This is a genomic window from Serratia sp. 2C06 (assembly GCF_050037615.1).
GTDB classification, from domain to species: Bacteria; Pseudomonadota; Gammaproteobacteria; order Enterobacterales; family Enterobacteriaceae; genus Serratia; species Serratia ureilytica.
Map to the genome: position 1 here is coordinate 1,839,966 of NZ_CP188299.1, position 17,635 is coordinate 1,857,600.

General features: G+C 59.3%; 13 protein-coding genes and 1 riboswitch. Of the genes, 8 read left to right on the forward strand and 5 right to left on the reverse strand.

All coding sequences use genetic code 11. The features are described from left to right. Positions 1 to 8 precede the first annotated feature (8 nt). A riboswitch (TPP riboswitch) is annotated at positions 9 to 127 on the reverse strand. A 37-nt stretch (positions 128 to 164) separates the two neighbouring features. Continuing rightward, positions 165 to 1,826, reverse strand: a complete 1,662-nt coding sequence (gene sgrR / locus ACP3TA_RS09080) for an HTH-type transcriptional regulator SgrR (protein WP_426784586.1) — start codon at positions 1,824 to 1,826, stop codon at positions 165 to 167. 90 nt (positions 1,827 to 1,916) lie between these two features. Between sgrR and sgrT the strand changes: the two genes are divergently transcribed. The 3 genes from sgrT to ACP3TA_RS09095 all read left to right on the forward strand — a co-directional run bounded on the left by sgrT (position 1,917) and on the right by ACP3TA_RS09095 (position 5,060). Continuing rightward, positions 1,917 to 2,090, forward strand: coding sequence for a glucose uptake inhibitor SgrT (sgrT, locus tag ACP3TA_RS09085; protein ID WP_071883530.1), 174 nt, complete (start codon positions 1,917 to 1,919; stop codon positions 2,088 to 2,090). A gap of 156 nt (positions 2,091 to 2,246) precedes the next feature. Continuing rightward, positions 2,247 to 3,443 (forward strand): sugar efflux transporter, encoded by a 1,197-nt coding sequence (locus ACP3TA_RS09090; protein WP_033641845.1) that lies wholly within the window; start codon positions 2,247 to 2,249, stop codon positions 3,441 to 3,443. A 144-nt stretch (positions 3,444 to 3,587) separates the two neighbouring features. Then, positions 3,588 to 5,060: a DASS family sodium-coupled anion symporter gene (locus ACP3TA_RS09095; RefSeq protein ID WP_047572680.1), complete on the forward strand. Its 1,473-nt coding sequence runs from the start codon at positions 3,588 to 3,590 to the stop codon at positions 5,058 to 5,060. 37 nt (positions 5,061 to 5,097) lie between these two features. Here ACP3TA_RS09095 and leuD read toward each other — a convergent pair whose 3' ends face one another. From leuD to leuA, 4 genes are read right to left on the reverse strand one after another with little or no spacing between them, the layout of a single operon-like run. Next, a complete protein-coding gene (gene leuD / locus ACP3TA_RS09100) occupies positions 5,098 to 5,700 on the reverse strand; it encodes a 3-isopropylmalate dehydratase small subunit (protein WP_025159634.1) in 603 nt (200 codons plus the stop codon). A gap of 9 nt (positions 5,701 to 5,709) precedes the next feature. Further along, entirely contained in the window at positions 5,710 to 7,110 is a 1,401-nt protein-coding gene (leuC, locus tag ACP3TA_RS09105; RefSeq protein WP_033651676.1) for a 3-isopropylmalate dehydratase large subunit, read from the reverse strand. Between the two features lies 1 nt (position 7,111). Then, positions 7,112 to 8,203, reverse strand: coding sequence for a 3-isopropylmalate dehydrogenase (leuB, locus tag ACP3TA_RS09110; RefSeq protein WP_025159635.1), 1,092 nt, complete (start codon positions 8,201 to 8,203; stop codon positions 7,112 to 7,114). Positions 8,204 to 8,205: 2 nt separating this feature from the next. Continuing rightward, positions 8,206 to 9,780 carry a 2-isopropylmalate synthase gene (gene leuA, locus ACP3TA_RS09115; protein ID WP_033641848.1) on the reverse strand — a complete coding sequence of 525 codons (1,575 nt, stop codon included), beginning with the start codon at positions 9,778 to 9,780 and terminating at the stop codon, positions 8,206 to 8,208. Positions 9,781 to 10,652: 872 nt separating this feature from the next. Here leuA and leuO point away from each other — a divergent pair. The 5 genes from leuO (at position 10,653) to cra (ending at position 17,626) form a co-directional block, all read left to right on the forward strand. Next, entirely contained in the window at positions 10,653 to 11,600 is a 948-nt protein-coding gene (gene leuO, locus ACP3TA_RS09120) for a transcriptional regulator LeuO (protein ID WP_033641849.1), read from the forward strand. 465 nt (positions 11,601 to 12,065) lie between these two features. After that, the gene (locus ACP3TA_RS09125) at positions 12,066 to 13,874 is read left to right on the forward strand and encodes an AMP-dependent synthetase/ligase (protein ID WP_047025199.1); all 1,809 of its coding nucleotides are present in this window, start codon (positions 12,066 to 12,068) and stop codon (positions 13,872 to 13,874) included. Positions 13,875 to 14,190: 316 nt separating this feature from the next. Continuing rightward, the gene (gene ilvI / locus ACP3TA_RS09130; RefSeq protein WP_033641254.1) at positions 14,191 to 15,909 is read left to right on the forward strand and encodes an acetolactate synthase 3 large subunit; all 1,719 of its coding nucleotides are present in this window, start codon (positions 14,191 to 14,193) and stop codon (positions 15,907 to 15,909) included. 2 nt (positions 15,910 to 15,911) lie between these two features. Further along, entirely contained in the window at positions 15,912 to 16,403 is a 492-nt protein-coding gene (gene ilvN / locus ACP3TA_RS09135; RefSeq protein ID WP_004932806.1) for an acetolactate synthase small subunit, read from the forward strand. A gap of 218 nt (positions 16,404 to 16,621) precedes the next feature. Continuing rightward, the gene (cra, locus tag ACP3TA_RS09140) at positions 16,622 to 17,626 is read left to right on the forward strand and encodes a catabolite repressor/activator (RefSeq protein ID WP_033641851.1); all 1,005 of its coding nucleotides are present in this window, start codon (positions 16,622 to 16,624) and stop codon (positions 17,624 to 17,626) included. Positions 17,627 to 17,635: the final 9 nt, after the last annotated feature.

The window sequence follows — 17,635 nt, forward strand, 5'->3', positions numbered from 1 at the left end:
GGCGTCGCCGGTTCGCTGGGCTCAAATCCCTCCGCCGGTATTGACCGGATCAGGTTCGACGGGTGTGCTCTCAGCGGAAAATCGGGCTTATCACGCGGCCCGACTCTCCGCACCCCGTTGAGACGGCGCTATTGTAAAGATTAACCGACCCGGGCGAAAGGCGCTTATGCCTCCGGCGGGGCAAACCAGGCTGACTTGAAGTCGAACCAGCCGAGGGTGTTCATTCGCACGCCGCGCATGCTGCGCTGGCCGTGCAACTGCAGCCAGTGGTGGAACAGCGGATGCAGTTGGTGATTGCTGACCAGGCGCTGGCAGAACTCCGCCAGCGGCAGACGGTTGGCGCGCCATAGCGCCGCATCCTGCGCCAGGTCCTCGCTCATGCAATGCTGCATCAGCGGCAGCTCGTACAGCGTGGCGAACAGCGAAAACTCCAGCGGCAGATAGAAGTTGGCGCTGCCGAGCCACAGATCGCTGCGCGCGTCGCCCTGGTGCCAGGTCGCGTAATCCACGCTTTGCACGATCAGGTGGATGCCGTGCTGCGCCAGCAGCGGCTCGATCGCCTGGCGGATGGCATGGAACTCCGAATGCTCATTGAAGTGAGTCAGCGTCAGTTCGGTCAGCCCCGCCGGTTTGGGCTGCTGCGCCAGCGCGCGGTTGTGGTGCCAGCGCGGCAGCAGGCCGTACGCCGGCGACCAATAGCGCTGGTAGAGCGGCCCGGCGTGGCTCAGCAGCGAAATGGGGTTGATCAATTCGCACAGCCAGCTGCGCATGGCGGGATCGGCCGCCAAGGGAGAGCGCTGATCGAACAGCAGGAAGTAGCAGCCTTCTTCCAGCCGGCTTTCCAGCTCGCTGTTGCCGGTTTCATCGCCCTGCAGCTGTACGCCGGAGTGCACCAGTTCTTCGGAGAACTCCGGCAGCACCCAGATGTTGACCTCATCGATCAGCGCCCGGTAGCCGAAATAGTCGTCGAAGGCGTGGATCTTCATCTGGCTGGGAAGGTTGCGCACCACGCGGTAGGGGCCGGTGCCGATCGGATGGCGGGTGAAGTCCGGCAGATCGCGCCATTCGCGCGGCAGGATCATGGCGTGCACGCTGCCCAGCAGCCAGGGCAGCCAGTGGTCGGGGCTGTGCAGATGCACGTCGACAACGAACGGCGTCGGCGAGGTGACGCTTTCGATATGCGAGAACAGCGGTTGCGAGGTCAGACGCGAAAGCGAGCTGATGACGTCCGCCATCTCCAGCTCGCGGCCATGATGAAAATGGATCGCCGGGCGCAGGTAAAACCGCCAGTGCAGCGGCGTCAGCGCCTGCCAATGGTGGGACAGATCGGATTCGAGTTCCCCGTTTTCCTCATTTATGCGCGTCAGGCCGTTGAAGATCTGACGCGCCAAATGGGTCTCGGAACGCCGCAGAGCCGAGCCGGGCAGCAGGTTGTACAACTGCCGATAGTAGAGCACCCGCAGGATATGTTTCCCCTGACGGAAGCTGCGCCCCAGCTGCGACAACAGCATTTGGCGCACCACGTTTTTGTCGCCCACCAGCTGCACCAACTGATCGATGCGATCCTGCTCCAGCAGCTCCTCGGCCCGCTGTTGCTGCAGCGCCAGGCCGGTGTAATGAAAGGTTAGCCGCGAACGCTTGCCGCGTCCCGACTCCGCCTGCCAGGTGAGCCAGCCCTCCCGCTGCATAGCGATCAACAGGGAGCGTACGTGGCGCCGCGAGCAGCTCAGCGCCTCCGCCAGCGCCTGCAGCGTGGTGTCGGTGGTTTCACCGTGGCAGCGCTGCCACAGACGGATGAACTGCTGCTGCAATCTGGACGTGGACATAAAAGAGGAACACTCCTGTCTCAACTCGTCAATTTTTCTTTCCCTATATTACGCCGATAATTTTCATCAATGAAAGGGGAGGGCGTAATCATGAAAGCTTTCTTATCCAAATCGTTCTATCAGCGCTATTTCAGCGCGGTGCGTCGGCAGCACGCCGACTGGCTGAGCGTGGTGCCCGAGCAGGCGCGGCTGGCAATATTGGCGCACCTGACGCAATGGGATATCAAAGAGATGAGCGACAAGCAGTATCGCGAGCACCTGTAAGGCGCTGCGGCATAAAAGTTTCTGAGTAATGGTGCTGTTTCACCAGCCAGTGGGTCGCCCCACTGGTTTTTTTATTTGCGGTTAGGGCGATGGACTTGCATTTTCCTCGCCGTGGCCTAAGGTTTTTGCTTCTGCTTTGGGATCAGGGAAGAGGATATGGAACGCCTGAGACGGTTATCACTGCGCATCAACCCCATCTTTGCCGCCTTCCTGCTGATCGCTTTTCTCTCCGGCATCGCCGGCGCGTTGCTGACGCCGACGCTCAGCCTGTTTCTGACCACCGAAGTTAAGGTGCGGCCGCTGTGGGTCGGGTTGTTTTACACCGCCAACGCGGTGGCCGGCATCGTCGTCAGCTTCCTGCTGGCTAAACGTTCCGACACCCGCGGCGATCGGCGCAGGCTGATCCTGCTGTGCTGCCTGATGGCGGTCGGCAACTGCCTGCTGTTCGCTTTCAACCGCGACTACCTGACGCTGATCACCGCCGGGGTGTTGATGTCCGCCGTTGCCAACACCGCCATGCCGCAGATCTTCGCGCTGGCGCGGGAATACGCCGACAGCGAGGCGCGTGAAGTGGTGATGTTCAGTTCGGTGATGCGCGCCCAGCTTTCGCTGGCGTGGGTTATCGGCCCGCCGCTGTCGTTTGCGCTGGCGCTGAATTACGGCTTTACCGTGATGTTCCTGATCGCCGCCGCCACCTTCGCCATCTGCGTGCTGCTGGTCGGGTTCATGCTGCCTTCGGTGCCGCGCGCGGCGGACGGCGACGGGCTGCGGGACGGTGCTTCCGCGCCGATTGCGCCCGCCAGCGCCTGGCGCAATCGCGACGTGCGTCTGCTGTTTATCGCCTCGATGCTGATGTGGACCTGCAACACCATGTATATCATCGACATGCCGCTGTATATTACCGCCGATCTCGGCCTGCCTGAGGGGTTGGCCGGGGTGCTGATGGGCACCGCTGCCGGGCTGGAGATCCCGGCGATGCTGCTGGCCGGTTACTACGTCAAACGTTTCGGCAAGCGCAACATGATGCTGCTGGCGGTGGCGGCGGGCGTGCTGTTTTACCTCGGGCTGACGGTGCTGGCGACCAAGCCGACCCTGATCGCATTGCAGCTGCTCAACGCGGTGTTTATCGGCATCGTCGCCGGTATCGGCATGCTCTATTTTCAAGATTTGATGCCGGGCCGACCGGGCGCCGCCACCACGCTGTTCACCAACAGCATCTCGACCGGGGTGATCCTGGCCGGGGTGCTGCAGGGCGCGCTGGTGGAGAACCTCGGTCATGGCTCGGTGTATTGGATGGCGGCGCTGCTGGCGCTGGCGGCGCTCTGGATGAGCGCCAAAGTGCGTGAAGTGTGAGGTCAAACGACGGCATTCTTGATGCAAGTCATTGAGAAGGCTGAAGCGGACGCCCAAGCTGAAGGCATATGGAGCGCGATCGTTGCGTCCACGCCCGTCTCGCTATTGAGATGCCGCCTTGTTGTTTAGAACAGTGGGAACGTTATGGATAAACTCACACCGCTCAAACCGCTTCCTTCCCTGTGCGCCCTTGCCGCCACGCTGATCATCTGGTTCCTCATTCCCGTGCCGGAGGGCGTTGCGCCCAACGCCTGGCAGCTGCTGGCGCTGTTTATCGGCACCATCATCGCCATCATCGGCAAGGCGATGCCGATCGGCGCGGTCTCGGTGATCGCCATCGCCCTGGTGGCGGTGACCGGCGTCACCAACCCCGGCAAGCCGGGCGCCGCGCTGGACGACGCGCTCAGCGGTTTTTCCAACCAGCTGATCTGGCTGATCGGCTTTTCTATCATGATCTCCCTCAGCCTGAACAAAACCGGGCTGGGCGCGCGCATCGGCTACTACTTTATCTCGCTGTTCGGTAAAAAAACGCTCGGCATCGCCTATGCATTGACGTTGGCGGAAACCACCCTGGCGCCGGTGACGCCGAGCAACACCGCGCGCGGCGGCGGCATCATTCACCCGATCATGAAATCGATCGCCGACAGCTTTGGTTCCAAACCCGAGCTCAATACCTCCGGCAAGATCGGCCGCTATCTGTCGCTGGTGAACTACAACATTAACCCGGTCACCTCGGCGATGTTTATCACCGCCACGGCGCCTAACCCGCTGATTGTCAGCCTGATCGCCAAAGGCACCCACGGCAGCTTCGAACTGTCCTGGTCGATGTGGGCGATTGCCGCCCTGGTGCCGGGGCTGTGTTCGCTGATCGTGATGCCGCTGGTCATTTATCTGCTGTACCCGCCGGAGGTGAAAAGCACCCCGGACGCGCCGCGTTTTGCCTGCGAAAAGCTGCAGGCGCTGGGGCCGGTGACGCTGCCGGAGAAAATTACTCTCGCGGTGTTCGCGCTGCTGTTGGTACTGTGGGCCGGCATTCCGGCGATGATTTTCGGCCCGGCGCTGGCGGTCAATCCTACCACCGCGGCGCTGATCGGCCTGGCGGTGCTGCTGGCTACCGGGGTGCTGAGCTGGGAGGATGTGCTGAAGCATAAAGGGGCCTGGGATACCGTCGTGTGGTTCTCGGCGCTGGTGATGATGGCCAGTTTCCTCGGCAAGCTGGGGTTGATCGGCTGGCTGTCGCAGACCGTCGGCAACGGCATCGACCATATGGGCATGAGTTGGGTGGGCGGCACGATCTTGCTGACCATCATTTATCTGTATTCTCACTATTTCTTCGCCAGCACCACTGCGCACGTAACGGCGATGTTCGCCGCCTTCTTCGCTGCCGGCATCGCGCTCGGCGCGCCGCCGGCGCTGCTGGGCCTGATCTTGGCGTTCTCTTCTTCGCTGATGATGTCGCTGACGCATTACGGGACCGGCACCGCGCCGATCATCTTTGGCTCCGGCTATGTGACGTTGGGGGAGTGGTGGAAAGCGGGATGGGTGATGAGCGTGGTTAACCTACTGATCTGGATAGTGATCGGCGGCGCATGGTGGAAGCTGCTGGGCTACTGGTGAGGAAAAAATTCACCCGCCGGGCGGCGGGTGAAGGGGATTAATTCAGAAACGCCGGTTGCTGCGCTTCGTAGCGGGAGATGTCCGCTTCATGCTGCAGCGTCAGGCCGATGCTGTCCAGCCCGTTGATCATGCAGTGGCGGCGGAAGCTGTCTATTTCGAACGGATAGCTTTTGCCACCGGCGTTGACCGTCTGGTTCTCCAGATCCACCACGAACTCCGTACCTTCATTGGCGTCCACCAGTTTGAACAGCTCATCCACCTGCTGCTCGCTCAGCGTGACCGGCAACAGCTGGTTGTTAAACGAGTTGCCGTAGAAGATATCGGCGAAGCTCGGCGCGATCACCACTTTGAAACCGTAGTCGGTCAGCGCCCAAGGGGCGTGTTCGCGCGAGGAGCCGCAGCCGAAGTTCTCCCGCGCCAACAGGATGCTGGCGCCTTTATAGCGCGGTTTGTTCAGCACGAACTCCGGGTTGGGTTGCTGGCCGGCATCGTCGAGGAAGCGCCAGTCGTTGAACAGGTGCTGGCCGAAACCGGTACGGGTCACCTTCTGTAAAAACTGCTTGGGAATAATGGCGTCGGTGTCGACGTTGGCCGCATCCAAAGGCACCACTAAGCCGGTATGTTGAGTAAATTTAGCCACGTTAGCCCCTTAGTGAATATCACGGATGTCAGCGAAGTGACCGGCGACGGCGGCCGCGGCGGCCATTGCCGGGCTGACCAGGTGGGTGCGCCCACCGCGGCCCTGGCGCCCTTCGAAGTTGCGGTTGCTGGTGGACGCGCAGCGCTCGCCCGGATTCAGACGGTCGTTGTTCATCGCCAGGCACATCGAGCAACCCGGCAAGCGCCATTCGAAACCGGCTTCAATAAAGATTTTGTCCAACCCTTCGGCTTCCGCCTGGGCCTTCACCGGGCCGGAGCCCGGCACCACGATGGCCTGCACGCCGTTGGCGACCTTGCGCCCCTTGGCGATCGCCGCCGCCGCGCGCAGATCTTCGATGCGCGAGTTGGTGCAGGAACCGATGAACACTTTGTCGATCGGCACTTCGGTCAATTTGATGCCCGGCTTCAAATCCATGTAGGCCAGCGCTTTCTCGGCGGAGGCGCGCTCAACCGGATCGTTAAACGATTCCGGCGCCGGGATCGCCTGATTGACGGCGATCACCTGGCCAGGGTTGGTGCCCCAGGTGACTTGCGGCGCGATCTCTTCGGCGCGCAGCGTCACCACGGTATCGAACTGGGCGTCGGCGTCGGACTTCAGCGTGCGCCAGTAAGCGACCGCCTGCTCCCAGTTTTCACCGGTCGGCGCGAACTGACGCCCCTTCAGGTAGGCGAAGGTGGTGTCGTCCGGCGCGACCAACCCGGCTTTGGCGCCCATTTCGATCGCCATGTTGCACAGGGTCATGCGGCCTTCCATGCTCAATGCCTCGATCGCCTTGCCGCAGAACTCCACCACGTGGCCGGTGCCACCGGCGCTGCCGGTTTTGCCGATTACCGCCAGCACGATGTCTTTGGCGGTAATGCCCTCGGCGGCATCGCCGGTGACCTCAATCTTCATGGTTTTGGCCCGGCCCTGCTTCAGGGTCTGGGTCGCCAGCACGTGCTCCACTTCGGAGGTGCCGATGCCGAACGCCAGCGAGCCGAAGGCGCCGTGGGTCGCGGTGTGTGAATCGCCGCAGACGATGGTCATGCCCGGCAGCGTCATGCCTTGCTCCGGCCCGATCACGTGCACGATGCCCTGGAACGGGTGGTTCAGGTCATACAGCGAAACGCCGAATTCCGCGCAGTTCTTGATCAGCTCCTGCATCTGGATGCGCGCCATCTCACCGCTGGCGTTGATGTCTTTGGTCTGGGTCGACACGTTGTGATCCATGGTGGCGAAGGTTTTGCCGGGCTGGCGCACCTTCCGGCCCATGGCGCGCAGGCCGTCGAACGCCTGCGGCGACGTGACTTCGTGCACCAGGTGACGGTCGATATACAGCAGCGGCGTCTCGTTCGGCGCTTCGTGCACCACGTGGGCATCATACAATTTCTGGTATAAGGTCTTGGCCATGTTATGCCCCCTGAGCTACAAAGCGAGCGATGATGTCGCCCATTTCATCGGTGCTGACGGCTTTGCCGTCACCGGCCAGATCGGCGGTGCGGTAGCCCTGTTCCAACGCCTGGTTGATGGCGCGCTCTACGGCGTCGGCCGCTTCATCGGCGCCCAGGCTATAACGCAGCAGCAGGGTGGCGGACAGGATCTGCGCAATCGGGTTGGCGATGCCTTTGCCGGCGATATCCGGCGCGGAACCGCCCGCCGGTTCGTACAGGCCGAAGCCTTGCTCGTTCAGGCTGGCGGACGGCAGCATGCCCATCGAGCCGGTGATCATCGCGCACTCGTCGGACAGGATGTCGCCGAACAGGTTGGAACACAGCAGCACGTCGAACTGGGACGGATCCTTGATCAGCTGCATGGTGGCGTTGTCGATATACATGTGCGACAGCGACACGTCCGGGTAATCCTTGGCGACCTGATTGACCACTTCACGCCACAAGATGGAGCTTTGCAGCACGTTGGCCTTGTCGATCGACGTCACCTTGTGGCGGCGCTTGCGGGCGGATTCGAAGGCGATGCGCGCGATGCGTTCAATCTCGAAACGGTGATACACCTCGGTGTCGAAGGCGCGCTCCTGCATGCCCTGGCCTTCGCGGCCCTTCGGCTGGCCGAAATAGATGCCGCCGGTCAGTTCGCGCACGCACAGAATGTCGAAGCCGCGGGCGGCGATATCGGCGCGCAGCGGGCAGAACGCCTCCAACCCTTGATACAGGCGGGCCGGGCGCAGGTTGCTGAACAGTTTGAAGTGCTTGCGCAGTGGCAACAGCGCGCCGCGTTCCGGCTGCTCGGCCGGCGGCAGGTGTTCCCATTTCGGGCCGCCCACCGAACCGAACAGGATGGCGTCGGCCTGCTCGCAGCCGGCGACGGTCGCCGCCGGCAACGGGCTGCCGTGGCGATCGATGGCGATGCCGCCGACGTCGTACTCGGCGGTGGTGATGCGAATGTCAAAGCGTTGACGCACCGCGTCCAACACTTTGCGCGCCTGAGCCATTACTTCCGGGCCGATACCGTCTCCGGGCAAGACGGCAATGTGATAAGTCTTCGTCATGTTCACACCGTTTCCTGATTATTTTGATGTTTGTTTTGCTGCAGACGCTGTTTTTCTTTTTCTACCTGCTGTGAGCGCCAAATATTGTTCAACACGTGCACCATCGCCTTGGCGGAGGATTCGACGATGTCGGTCGCCAGACCCACGCCATGGAAACGACGGCCGTTATAAGAGACGACGATATCCACCTGGCCCAGCGCATCGCGCCCATGGCCTTTGGCGGTCAACTGGTACTTCACCAGTTCGATCGGGTAATCGGTGATGCGATTGATCGCCTGATAGACCGCATCGACCGGGCCGTTGCCGGTGGCGGCTTCGGCTTTCTCTTCGCCGCCGCAGATCAGTTTCACCGAGGCGGTGGCCATGATGCTGCTGCCGGACTGCACGCTGAAGTAACCCAGGCTGAAGTGTTCCGGTTCTTCCTGTTGTTTGTTGATGAAGGCCAGCGCCTCCAGGTCATAGTCGAACACCTGGCCTTTTTTGTCGGCCAGCTTCAGGAAGGCGGCGTACAGGGTATCCAGGTTGTAGTCCTGCTCCTGGTAGCCCATCTCTTCCATGCGGTGTTTCACCGCCGCGCGGCCGGAGCGGGAAGTCAGGTTCAACTGCACGTCTTTCAGGCCGATCGACTGCGGGGTCATGATTTCGTAGTTTTCGCGGTTCTTCAGCACGCCGTCCTGGTGAATGCCGGAGGAGTGGGCGAAGGCGTTGGCGCCGACGATCGCCTTGTTGGCCGGGATCGGCATGTTGCACAGCTGGCTGACGATCTGGCTGGTGCGGAAGATTTCCTGATGATTGATGTTGGTGTGCACGTTCATGATGTCCTGGCGCACCTTAATCGCCATGATCACCTCTTCCAGCGAACAGTTGCCGGCGCGCTCACCGATGCCGTTCAGGGTGCCTTCCACCTGACGGGCGCCGGCCTGGACCGCGGCAATGGAGTTGCCGACTGCCATGCCCAAATCGTCGTGGCAGTGTACGGAGATGATGGCTTTGTCGATGTTCGGCACGCGGTCATACAAGGTGGTGATGATGCCGCCGAACTGGTTTGGCGTGGTGTAGCCGACGGTATCCGGAATATTGATGGTGGTGGCGCCGGCGTTGATGGCGGCTTCGACCACGCGGCACAGATTGTCGATCGGCGTGCGGCCGGCGTCTTCGCAGGAGAATTCCACGTCGTCGGTATAGTTGCGGGCGCGTTTGACCGAGCGCACTGCCATCTCCAACACTTCGTCGAACGAGCGCTTCAGCTTCGATTCGATGTGCAGGGTGGAGGTGGCCAGGAACACGTGGATACGGAACGCTTCAGCGACGCGCAACGCTTCGGCGGCCACGTCGATGTCTTTGTCCACGCAGCGGGCCAGGCCGCAGACGCGACTGTTCTTGATCTGGCGAGCGATGGTTTGCACCGATTCGAAATCGCCCGGCGAAGAGACCGGGAAGCCGACTTCCATCACGTCAACGCCCATTCTTTCCAGCGCCAGCGCAATCTGAATCTTCTCTTTTACGCTCAGGCTGGCCTGCAATGCCTGTTCGCCATCACGCAGCGTGGTATCGAAAATAATGACTTGTTGGCTCATCGGTGCATTCCTTATCGTGTTGATTTCACGCTAAGCGGGCAAAAAAAAACCCGCGCAGTAGCGCGGGTTTCTTATGGGTGATCGGCTGAGTCAGCTCCGAACTTCGTCCACAGGCATACCGCGCAAACAAGATGCGTTGAGTAGTAGGCCTAGTAGACGGTGAGTACGGATCATAATGGTTCAGCTTCTCTTAAATTGGGTGTCTGCCTAATTTGATACGTGATTGGCCTGGCGATGTCAACACCTGATTGAATGCGGGGACAATGCACCGGCTATGCGTCCAAACAGAGGATCATTCGGTAAAAATGCAGCGCTATAGAGAAAAAATGGGAGCAGTTTGCGCGCTGCTTAGCATAAACGAATCGAATATATACTGCGCTAATTGCTTCTGGATTTTGTTGGGTTAAGATTTGTGATGAAAAAATAAGGAGGATTAATCACGGGAGGAAACAAAATAACATTTTTAATGCGAATGATTTAAATTGAATTTATATGATTAATTGATTGTTTTAGTCATAATATAACAAAATAATGCGATTTTACACAAAGCGATTGATGTTTTTAGATGGTTTGATTGCTTATGATGTGTTTTTATAGTTTGTCTCATACAGTGGGGTTACGTTGTTTAATTGTATTAATCATTGTTAATACCTAATTATTAGTACCACCCAGGTGGCATTCTTCCTGCTGACGGTAGAAGTGACTGATATGCATTCCATATACGACTTAAATCGTGTCGATAACACGAGGTTTTTTATCGGCTGATGACGGTAATGGCAGGATTTGTCGTGCAAAGATAAGACAATGCGGCGTTTCATTGTTTGTCGAGCATAAGGATTAGATTATCTACACAGGATTTAGTGGAGTGAAATATGGCTGAATATGATTCAGAAATCGCCATGGTCAAAGAGCCGGCGGACATCCATTTGCGCAGCGTCGATCTTAATTTGCTGACGGTGTTTGACGCCGTGATGCAAATGCAAAATATTACGCGAGCCGCTAATTCGTTAGGGATGTCGCAGCCGGCGGTGAGCAACGCGGTAGCGCGTCTGAAGGTGATGTTCAACGACGAGCTGTTCGTGCGCTGCGGGCGCGGGATCCAGCCCACCATGCGGGCCAGGCAGCTGTTCGGGCCGGTGCGGCAAGCGCTGCAGCTGGTGCAAAATGAGTTGCCGGGATCTGAGTTTGAGCCGCTGACCAGCACGCGAGCGTTCTCCCTGTCGCTGTGCAGCCCGCTCGATTTGCGTCTGGGCGCCGGGATAATCAATCACGTCAAACAGATAGCGCCGCAGCTTAACCTGCAAATAAAGTCATACATTAACAATAATATTGAACATCAATTGCGTTATCAGGACGTCGAATTTGTCATCGGCTACAGCCGTTTCGAGTCGGCGGAGTTTCGCAGCCTGGCGATGTTCGACGACGAATTAGTGCTGGCGGTTGCGCAGGCGCACCCGCGAATAGGGGAGGAGGTGACGCCGGAACACATGTTGGCCGAACAGCACGCGGCGGTTTCCCTGGAAAGTTTTGGATCGTTCAGTAAACCTTTCTATTTAGAGGAGCCGATGCTGCGCGCCGTGACACAACAGTGCACGGACCTCTACAGCGTGTTGAATATGGTGTCGCAAACGGAAATGGTGGCGATTGCGCCAGCCTGGTTGGTGCGGCAACAGACGGAGGCGTTGAAAATAAAGGCGGTTCCTTTGTGCGCCAATCACAATAAAGCGACCTGCTATCTTTCCTGGCATGAATCCTCCGAACGGGATAAAGGGCACCAGTGGATGAAGTCCGTCCTGATTGAGGCGGGTAACCCAAAGTAAAGCGATAAAAAATGGGGATATATAAAGATAATATTCAACTGAGCGTTTTTTTCTCATGATAAAAACTAAGAACTATCTGGGTTTTTATTAAGATGTTTCTTGGTTTTGCGGCGATTAAATAACTTATTTTCAGGGTGAGTTGGTTCGTTTACCAAAAATAATTAATATAAATTAATATTCTGATTTTTACTTTACGACTGGTATTTTTAACTAACTCGATGCGGCGGCCCGGATGGGCCGCGTTTTATTGCCGCCAGCAAACCTTTTCCTTCCCGTTCTGTCCAACCCATGAAAGCGCGAAAGCCGGCCTGAGTTTTGGCTCACACTTCTACGCTGAAATCGCTTTTCCCCCTGCCTGAGAGTAGGTAGACTGCGCGGAAAAAAGTAAACACGTGTAAGCTGAGATGAGGGCCGTAAGGCGTCGTTCAGGCTTAACTGTATGATTCATTTCAGGCTTAGAGCACTATGATCACTAATCTGCTGCAATACCATTTGATCCATCGTATACAGCATCAAATCACCCACCGAGCCGATCGCACAGCTTTTCGCCAATGGTCGCCCAACGGCGAGTTTCAACTGACCTGGGAAGAGGCCGCCGTTCGCATCGATCGCATTGCCGCCGGGCTGTTGGCCCTGGGGGCCGAAGTGCAAGAGCGCATCGGCATTTTCGCCAATAACGGCATGGCCTGGTCGCTGGCCGATCTCGCGATTCTCCACCTGCGCGGCGTCAGCGTGCCGCTCTATTCCACCAATACGCCGGCGCAGGCGGCCTTCGTCATCAACGACGCCGACATTCGCATACTGTTCGTCGGCGAACAGGCGCAGTTGGACGCGGCCATCGCGCTGCGCGGCGTTTGCCCACAGCTGCGCCATATTATCGTGTTTGACCAAGATGCCGACCTGCGCGGCTGCGAGATAGCGCGACACCTGAGCGCCTTCGAGCATGCCGCCGATCCGACGGCTTTTATCGCTCAACGTCGGCAGCGCATTGAAGAGTGCGACCTGCAGGACCTCTTCACCCTGATCTATACCTCGGGCACCACCGGCGAGCCCAAAGGGGTGATGCTGGATTACCGCAACCTGGCGGCGCAGCTCTACCTGCATGATGAGAGACTGACGGTCGGCGAAGAGGATGTGTCGCTCAGTTTCCTGCCGCTGTCGCATGTGTTCGAGCGTGCCTGGAGCTTCTTTGTCATGCATTCCGGCGCGCAGAACGTCTTCCTGCCGAACACCGACTGGGTGCGGGAAGCGATGGGGCAGGTTCGCCCGACGCTGATGTGCGCGGTACCGCGTTTCTACGAGAAGATTTTCAGCGCGGTGCATGAAAAAGTGGCGCGCGCGCCTTGGCTGCGCCGCGCGCTGTTCCACTGGGCGATCGTCTGCGGGGAGCGCAAGTTCCTTCAGGAGCGGGCCGGCAAACCGTTGGGTAAACTGTTCGAACTCTCTCATCGCTGGGCCGACAAGCTGGTATTGAGCAAGCTGCGCGGCATCCTCGGCGGCCGGGTGCGCTTCCTGCCGGCGGCGGGCGCCAAGCTGGATGACAATGTGATCCTGTTTTTCCAGGCGATGGGCGTCAATATCAAGTACGGCTATGGCATGACCGAAACCTGTGCGACCGTGTCCTGCTGGGAAGAAGGGCATTTCCGCTTCGGCTCTATCGGCAAACCGCTGCCGGAGGTCGAGGTGCGCATCGGTGAAGAAAATGAAATCCAGGTGCGCGGGCCGATCGTGATGCGCGGCTATTTCAACAAACCGTTGGAAACCGCCGCGACCTTTACCGCAGACGGCTGGCTGAAAACCGGCGATGCCGGGGCGATCGATGAAGAGGGCAATCTGTTCATCACCGAGCGCCTTAAGGATTTGATGAAAACCTCCGGCGGCAAATACATCGCGCCGCAGATGCTGGAAGGCACGCTGGCGCAGGACCGCTTTATCGAGCAGGTGGCGATCATCGCCGATGCGCGCAAGTTCGTTTCCGCGCTGATCGTGCCGTGCTTTGAGTCGCTGGAAGAGTACGCGAAGTCAGTCAACCTGAAGTATCAGGATCGCCTGGAGCTGCTGCGCAACGGTGAAATCCTCGAGATGTTCGAAAAGCGTCTGCGTGAGATGCAAAAGGAGCTGGCGCGCTTCGAGCAGGTGAAGAAGTTCACGCTGCTGCCGGCGGCCTTTTCCATGGAGCTGGGGGAGCTGACGCCAACGCTGAAGCTGCGCCGCAAAGTGATCCTGCAGCGCTATCAGCGTGAAATCGACTCCATGTACCAGGAACAGGGCTGAGGCCGCCGCCGGGCCGCGCGTTCGGCGAAAAAAACGGCATATTCTTCGCCTGATTTAGTTCTGTAATTTCCCCTCTGTTCGAAACAATGCCTAGCCTGACGCCCCTGGGGCTAGCGCATTGTTTTTATAAAGTCGCGATCTCCAGCCGCTTGGCAATAACCCCGCCGCCGTTAAGCCATTTTGCCGTTTGCCTGCCCCATATTCTGACGTTATGTTAATTCGATAGCGACAACCCATAAAAATTTAGGGGCATTGCCCCGCAGCAGGCGCTACGTTCCGGCGCCAGAGAAGAATAAGCAAGCCTGGAGGCAAACCCATGGAGATGTTGTCAGGAGCCGAGATGGTCGTCCGATCGTTGATCGATCAGGGCGTTAAACATGTATTCGGCTACCCCGGCGGGGCGGTGCTCGATATCTACGACGCCCTGCATACGGTCGGAGGGATCGATCATATTCTGGTGCGCCATGAGCAAGGTGCGGTGCACATGGCCGACGGTTACGCGCGCGCCACCGGCGAAGTGGGCGTGGTGCTGGTGACCTCTGGCCCCGGCGCCACCAACGCCATTACCGGTATCGCTACCGCTTATATGGACTCGATCCCGATGGTCGTCCTGTCGGGGCAGGTGCCCAGCTCGCTGATCGGCTACGACGCCTTCCAGGAGTGCGATATGGTGGGGATTTCTCGGCCGGTGGTGAAACACAGCTTCCTGGTGAAACGCACCGAAGACATCCCGGCGGTGTTGAAGAAGGCCTTTTACCTAGCCTCCAGCGGCCGCCCCGGCCCGGTGGTGATCGATCTGCCGAAAGACATCGTCGGCCCGGCGGTGCGGATGCCTTATGCCTATCCGCAGGACGTGAGCATGCGTTCTTACAACCCGACGGTGCAGGGCCACCGCGGGCAAATCAAACGCGCGCTGCAAACCATTCTGGCGGCCAAAAAGCCGGTGATGTACGTCGGCGGCGGCGCGATCAACGCCGGTTGCGAAGCCGAACTGTTGGCGTTGGCGGAGCAGCTGAACCTGCCGGTGACCAGCAGCCTGATGGGGTTGGGGGCCTTCCCCGGCACTCATCGCCAGAGCGTCGGCATGCTCGGCATGCACGGCACCTATGAAGCCAATAAAACCATGCACCATGCCGACGTGATCTTCGCCGTCGGCGTGCGTTTCGACGATCGTACGACCAACAATCTGGCCAAGTACTGCCCGGACGCCACCGTGCTGCACATCGATATCGATCCGACCTCGATCTCCAAAACGGTGGACGCCGATATCCCGATCGTCGGCGATGCCAAGCAGGTGCTGGTGCAGATGCTGGAGCTGCTGGCGCAGGACGACAAAGCGCAGGATCACGATGCGCTGCGCGATTGGTGGCAGTCTATCGAGCAGTGGCGCGCCCGCGACTGCCTGGGCTACGACAAAAACAGCGGCACCATCAAGCCGCAGGCGGTGATTGAAACCCTGCATCGCCTGACCAAAGGCGACGCCTATGTGACCTCGGACGTCGGCCAGCACCAAATGTTCGCCGCGCTCTATTATCCGTTCGACAAACCGCGCCGTTGGATCAACTCCGGCGGCCTCGGCACCATGGGCTTCGGCCTGCCGGCGGCATTGGGCGTCAAGCTGGCGCTGCCGGAGGAAACCGTGGTGTGCGTGACCGGCGACGGCAGCATTCAGATGAATATTCAGGAGCTGTCCACCGCGCTGCAATATAACCTGCCGGTGGTGGTGGTGAACCTCAACAACCGCTATTTGGGCATGGTCAAGCAGTGGCAGGACATGATTTATTCCGGCCGTCATTCGCAGTCTTACATGGATTCACTGCCGGACTTCGTCAAGCTGGCCGAGGCTTACGGCCATGTCGGCATCGCCATCCGCACGCCGGATGAGCTGGAAAGCAAGCTGGCGCAGGCGCTGGCGGAAAAAGAGCGGCTGGTGTTCGTCGACGTGACCGTCGATGAAACCGAACATGTCTACCCGATGCAGATCCGCGGCGGAAGCATGGACGAAATGTGGCTTAGCAAAACGGAGAGGACCTGATCATGCGCCGTATTTTATCTGTCTTGCTGGAAAACGAATCCGGCGCCCTGTCGCGCGTGGTGGGGTTGTTCTCCCAGCGCGGTTACAACATCGAGAGCCTGACGGTGGCGCCGACCGACGATCCGACGCTGTCGCGCATGACTATCCAGACCGTCGGCGACGAGAAAGTGCTGGAGCAGATTGAGAAGCAGTTGCACAAGCTGGTGGACGTGTTGCGCGTCAGCGAGCTGGTGCAGGGCGCTCACGTTGAACGCGAGATCATGCTGGTGAAGCTGCAGGCCAGCGGCTACGGCCGTGAAGAGGTGAAACGCTGCGCCGATATTTTCCGTGGCCAGATCGTCGATGTGACGGCGACGCTGTATACGGTGCAGCTGGCCGGCACCAGCGACAAGTTGGACGCTTTCCTGAGCGCGGTGCGTGAAGTGGCGGAGATTGTGGAAGTGGCGCGTTCCGGCGTGGTCGGCGTGTCGCGCGGCGACAAAATCATGCGCTGAGCGCGGTCTGGCGGCGAATAATCGGGGGCGCGGCGTGGCTGCGCCCTTTGTTTTTCGGCCTTTTTTGCCCGATTGCCGGCACCTTTCGGCAAAAGCGGTTGCTAGGTAGTGTTTTCTGCTGTTAGATCGCAGAGGCTGGATTGAATAACCGCACGGGATGCCATGGTTAATCCGAGCACAGCCTTCACTTCTATTTTCAGCGTCATTAAGGGGTTAATGTGAAACTGGATGAAATCGCGCGTCTCGCGGGCGTTTCGCGCACGACGGCCAGTTATGTCATCAACGGCAAGGCGAAGCAGTATCGTGTCAGCGATAAAACCGTCGAGAAAGTGATGGCCGTGGTCAGGGAGCATAACTATCACCCGAATGCCGTCGCGGCGGGGCTGCGCGCCGGGCGCACCCGTTCTATCGGCCTGGTGATCCCGGATCTGGAAAATACCAGCTATACCCGCATCGCCAACTACCTGGAGCGCCAGGCGCGCCAGCGGGGTTACCAATTGCTGATCGCCTGTTCCGAAGATCAGCCGGACAACGAAATGCGCTGCATTGAGCACCTGCTGCAGCGTCAGGTGGACGCCATCATCGTCTCCACCGCCTTGCCGCCGGAGCATCCTTTCTATCAACGCTGGGCCAACGATCCGCTGCCGATCATCGCGCTGGACCGCGCGCTGGATCGCGAGCATTTCATCAGCGTTGTGGGCGCCGATCAGGAAGACGCTTTTGCGTTGGCGCAGGAGCTGCGCACCTTCCCGGCGGAGTCGGTGCTGTACCTGGGCGCCTTGCCGGAGCTTTCGGTCAGCTTCCTGCGTGAGCAGGGCTTCCGTCAGGCCTGGCAAGAGGATCCCCGCCACGTCGATTACCTGTACGCCAACAGCTACGAACGCGAAGCCGCCGGCGCGTTGTTTGCCGAATGGTTGAAAGCGCACCCGATGCCGCAGGCGCTGTTTACCACGTCGTTCTCTTTATTGCAGGGCGTGATGGACGTGACGCTGAAGCAACGCGGCCGCTTGCCGACCGATCTGGCGATCGCCACCTTCGGCGATCATGAACTGTTGGATTTCCTTGAGTGCCCGGTATTGGCGGTAGCGCAGCGCCATCGCGACGTGGCCGAGCGCGTGCTGGAACTGGTGCTGGCCAGCCTGGACGAACCGCGTAAACCCAAGCCGGGGCTGACGCGCATTCGCCGCAATCTGTTCCGCCGCGGCAGTCTGAGCCGCAAGTAGTTTGCCTGA

Coding starts and splice junctions, on each gene's coding strand:
- sgrR (WP_426784586.1), bottom strand. CDS start 1,826: ATGTCCACGTCCAGATTGCAGCAGCAGTTCATCCGTCTGTGGCAGCGC.
- sgrT (WP_071883530.1), top strand. CDS start 1,917: ATGAAAGCTTTCTTATCCAAATCGTTCTATCAGCGCTATTTCAGCGCG.
- ACP3TA_RS09090 (WP_033641845.1), top strand. CDS start 2,247: ATGGAACGCCTGAGACGGTTATCACTGCGCATCAACCCCATCTTTGCC.
- ACP3TA_RS09095 (WP_047572680.1), top strand. CDS start 3,588: ATGGATAAACTCACACCGCTCAAACCGCTTCCTTCCCTGTGCGCCCTT.
- leuC (WP_033651676.1), bottom strand. CDS start 7,110: ATGGCCAAGACCTTATACCAGAAATTGTATGATGCCCACGTGGTGCAC.
- leuB (WP_025159635.1), bottom strand. CDS start 8,203: ATGACGAAGACTTATCACATTGCCGTCTTGCCCGGAGACGGTATCGGC.
- leuA (WP_033641848.1), bottom strand. CDS start 9,780: ATGAGCCAACAAGTCATTATTTTCGATACCACGCTGCGTGATGGCGAA.
- leuO (WP_033641849.1), top strand. CDS start 10,653: ATGGCTGAATATGATTCAGAAATCGCCATGGTCAAAGAGCCGGCGGAC.
- ACP3TA_RS09125 (WP_047025199.1), top strand. CDS start 12,066: ATGATCACTAATCTGCTGCAATACCATTTGATCCATCGTATACAGCAT.
- ilvI (WP_033641254.1), top strand. CDS start 14,191: ATGGAGATGTTGTCAGGAGCCGAGATGGTCGTCCGATCGTTGATCGAT.
- ilvN (WP_004932806.1), top strand. CDS start 15,912: ATGCGCCGTATTTTATCTGTCTTGCTGGAAAACGAATCCGGCGCCCTG.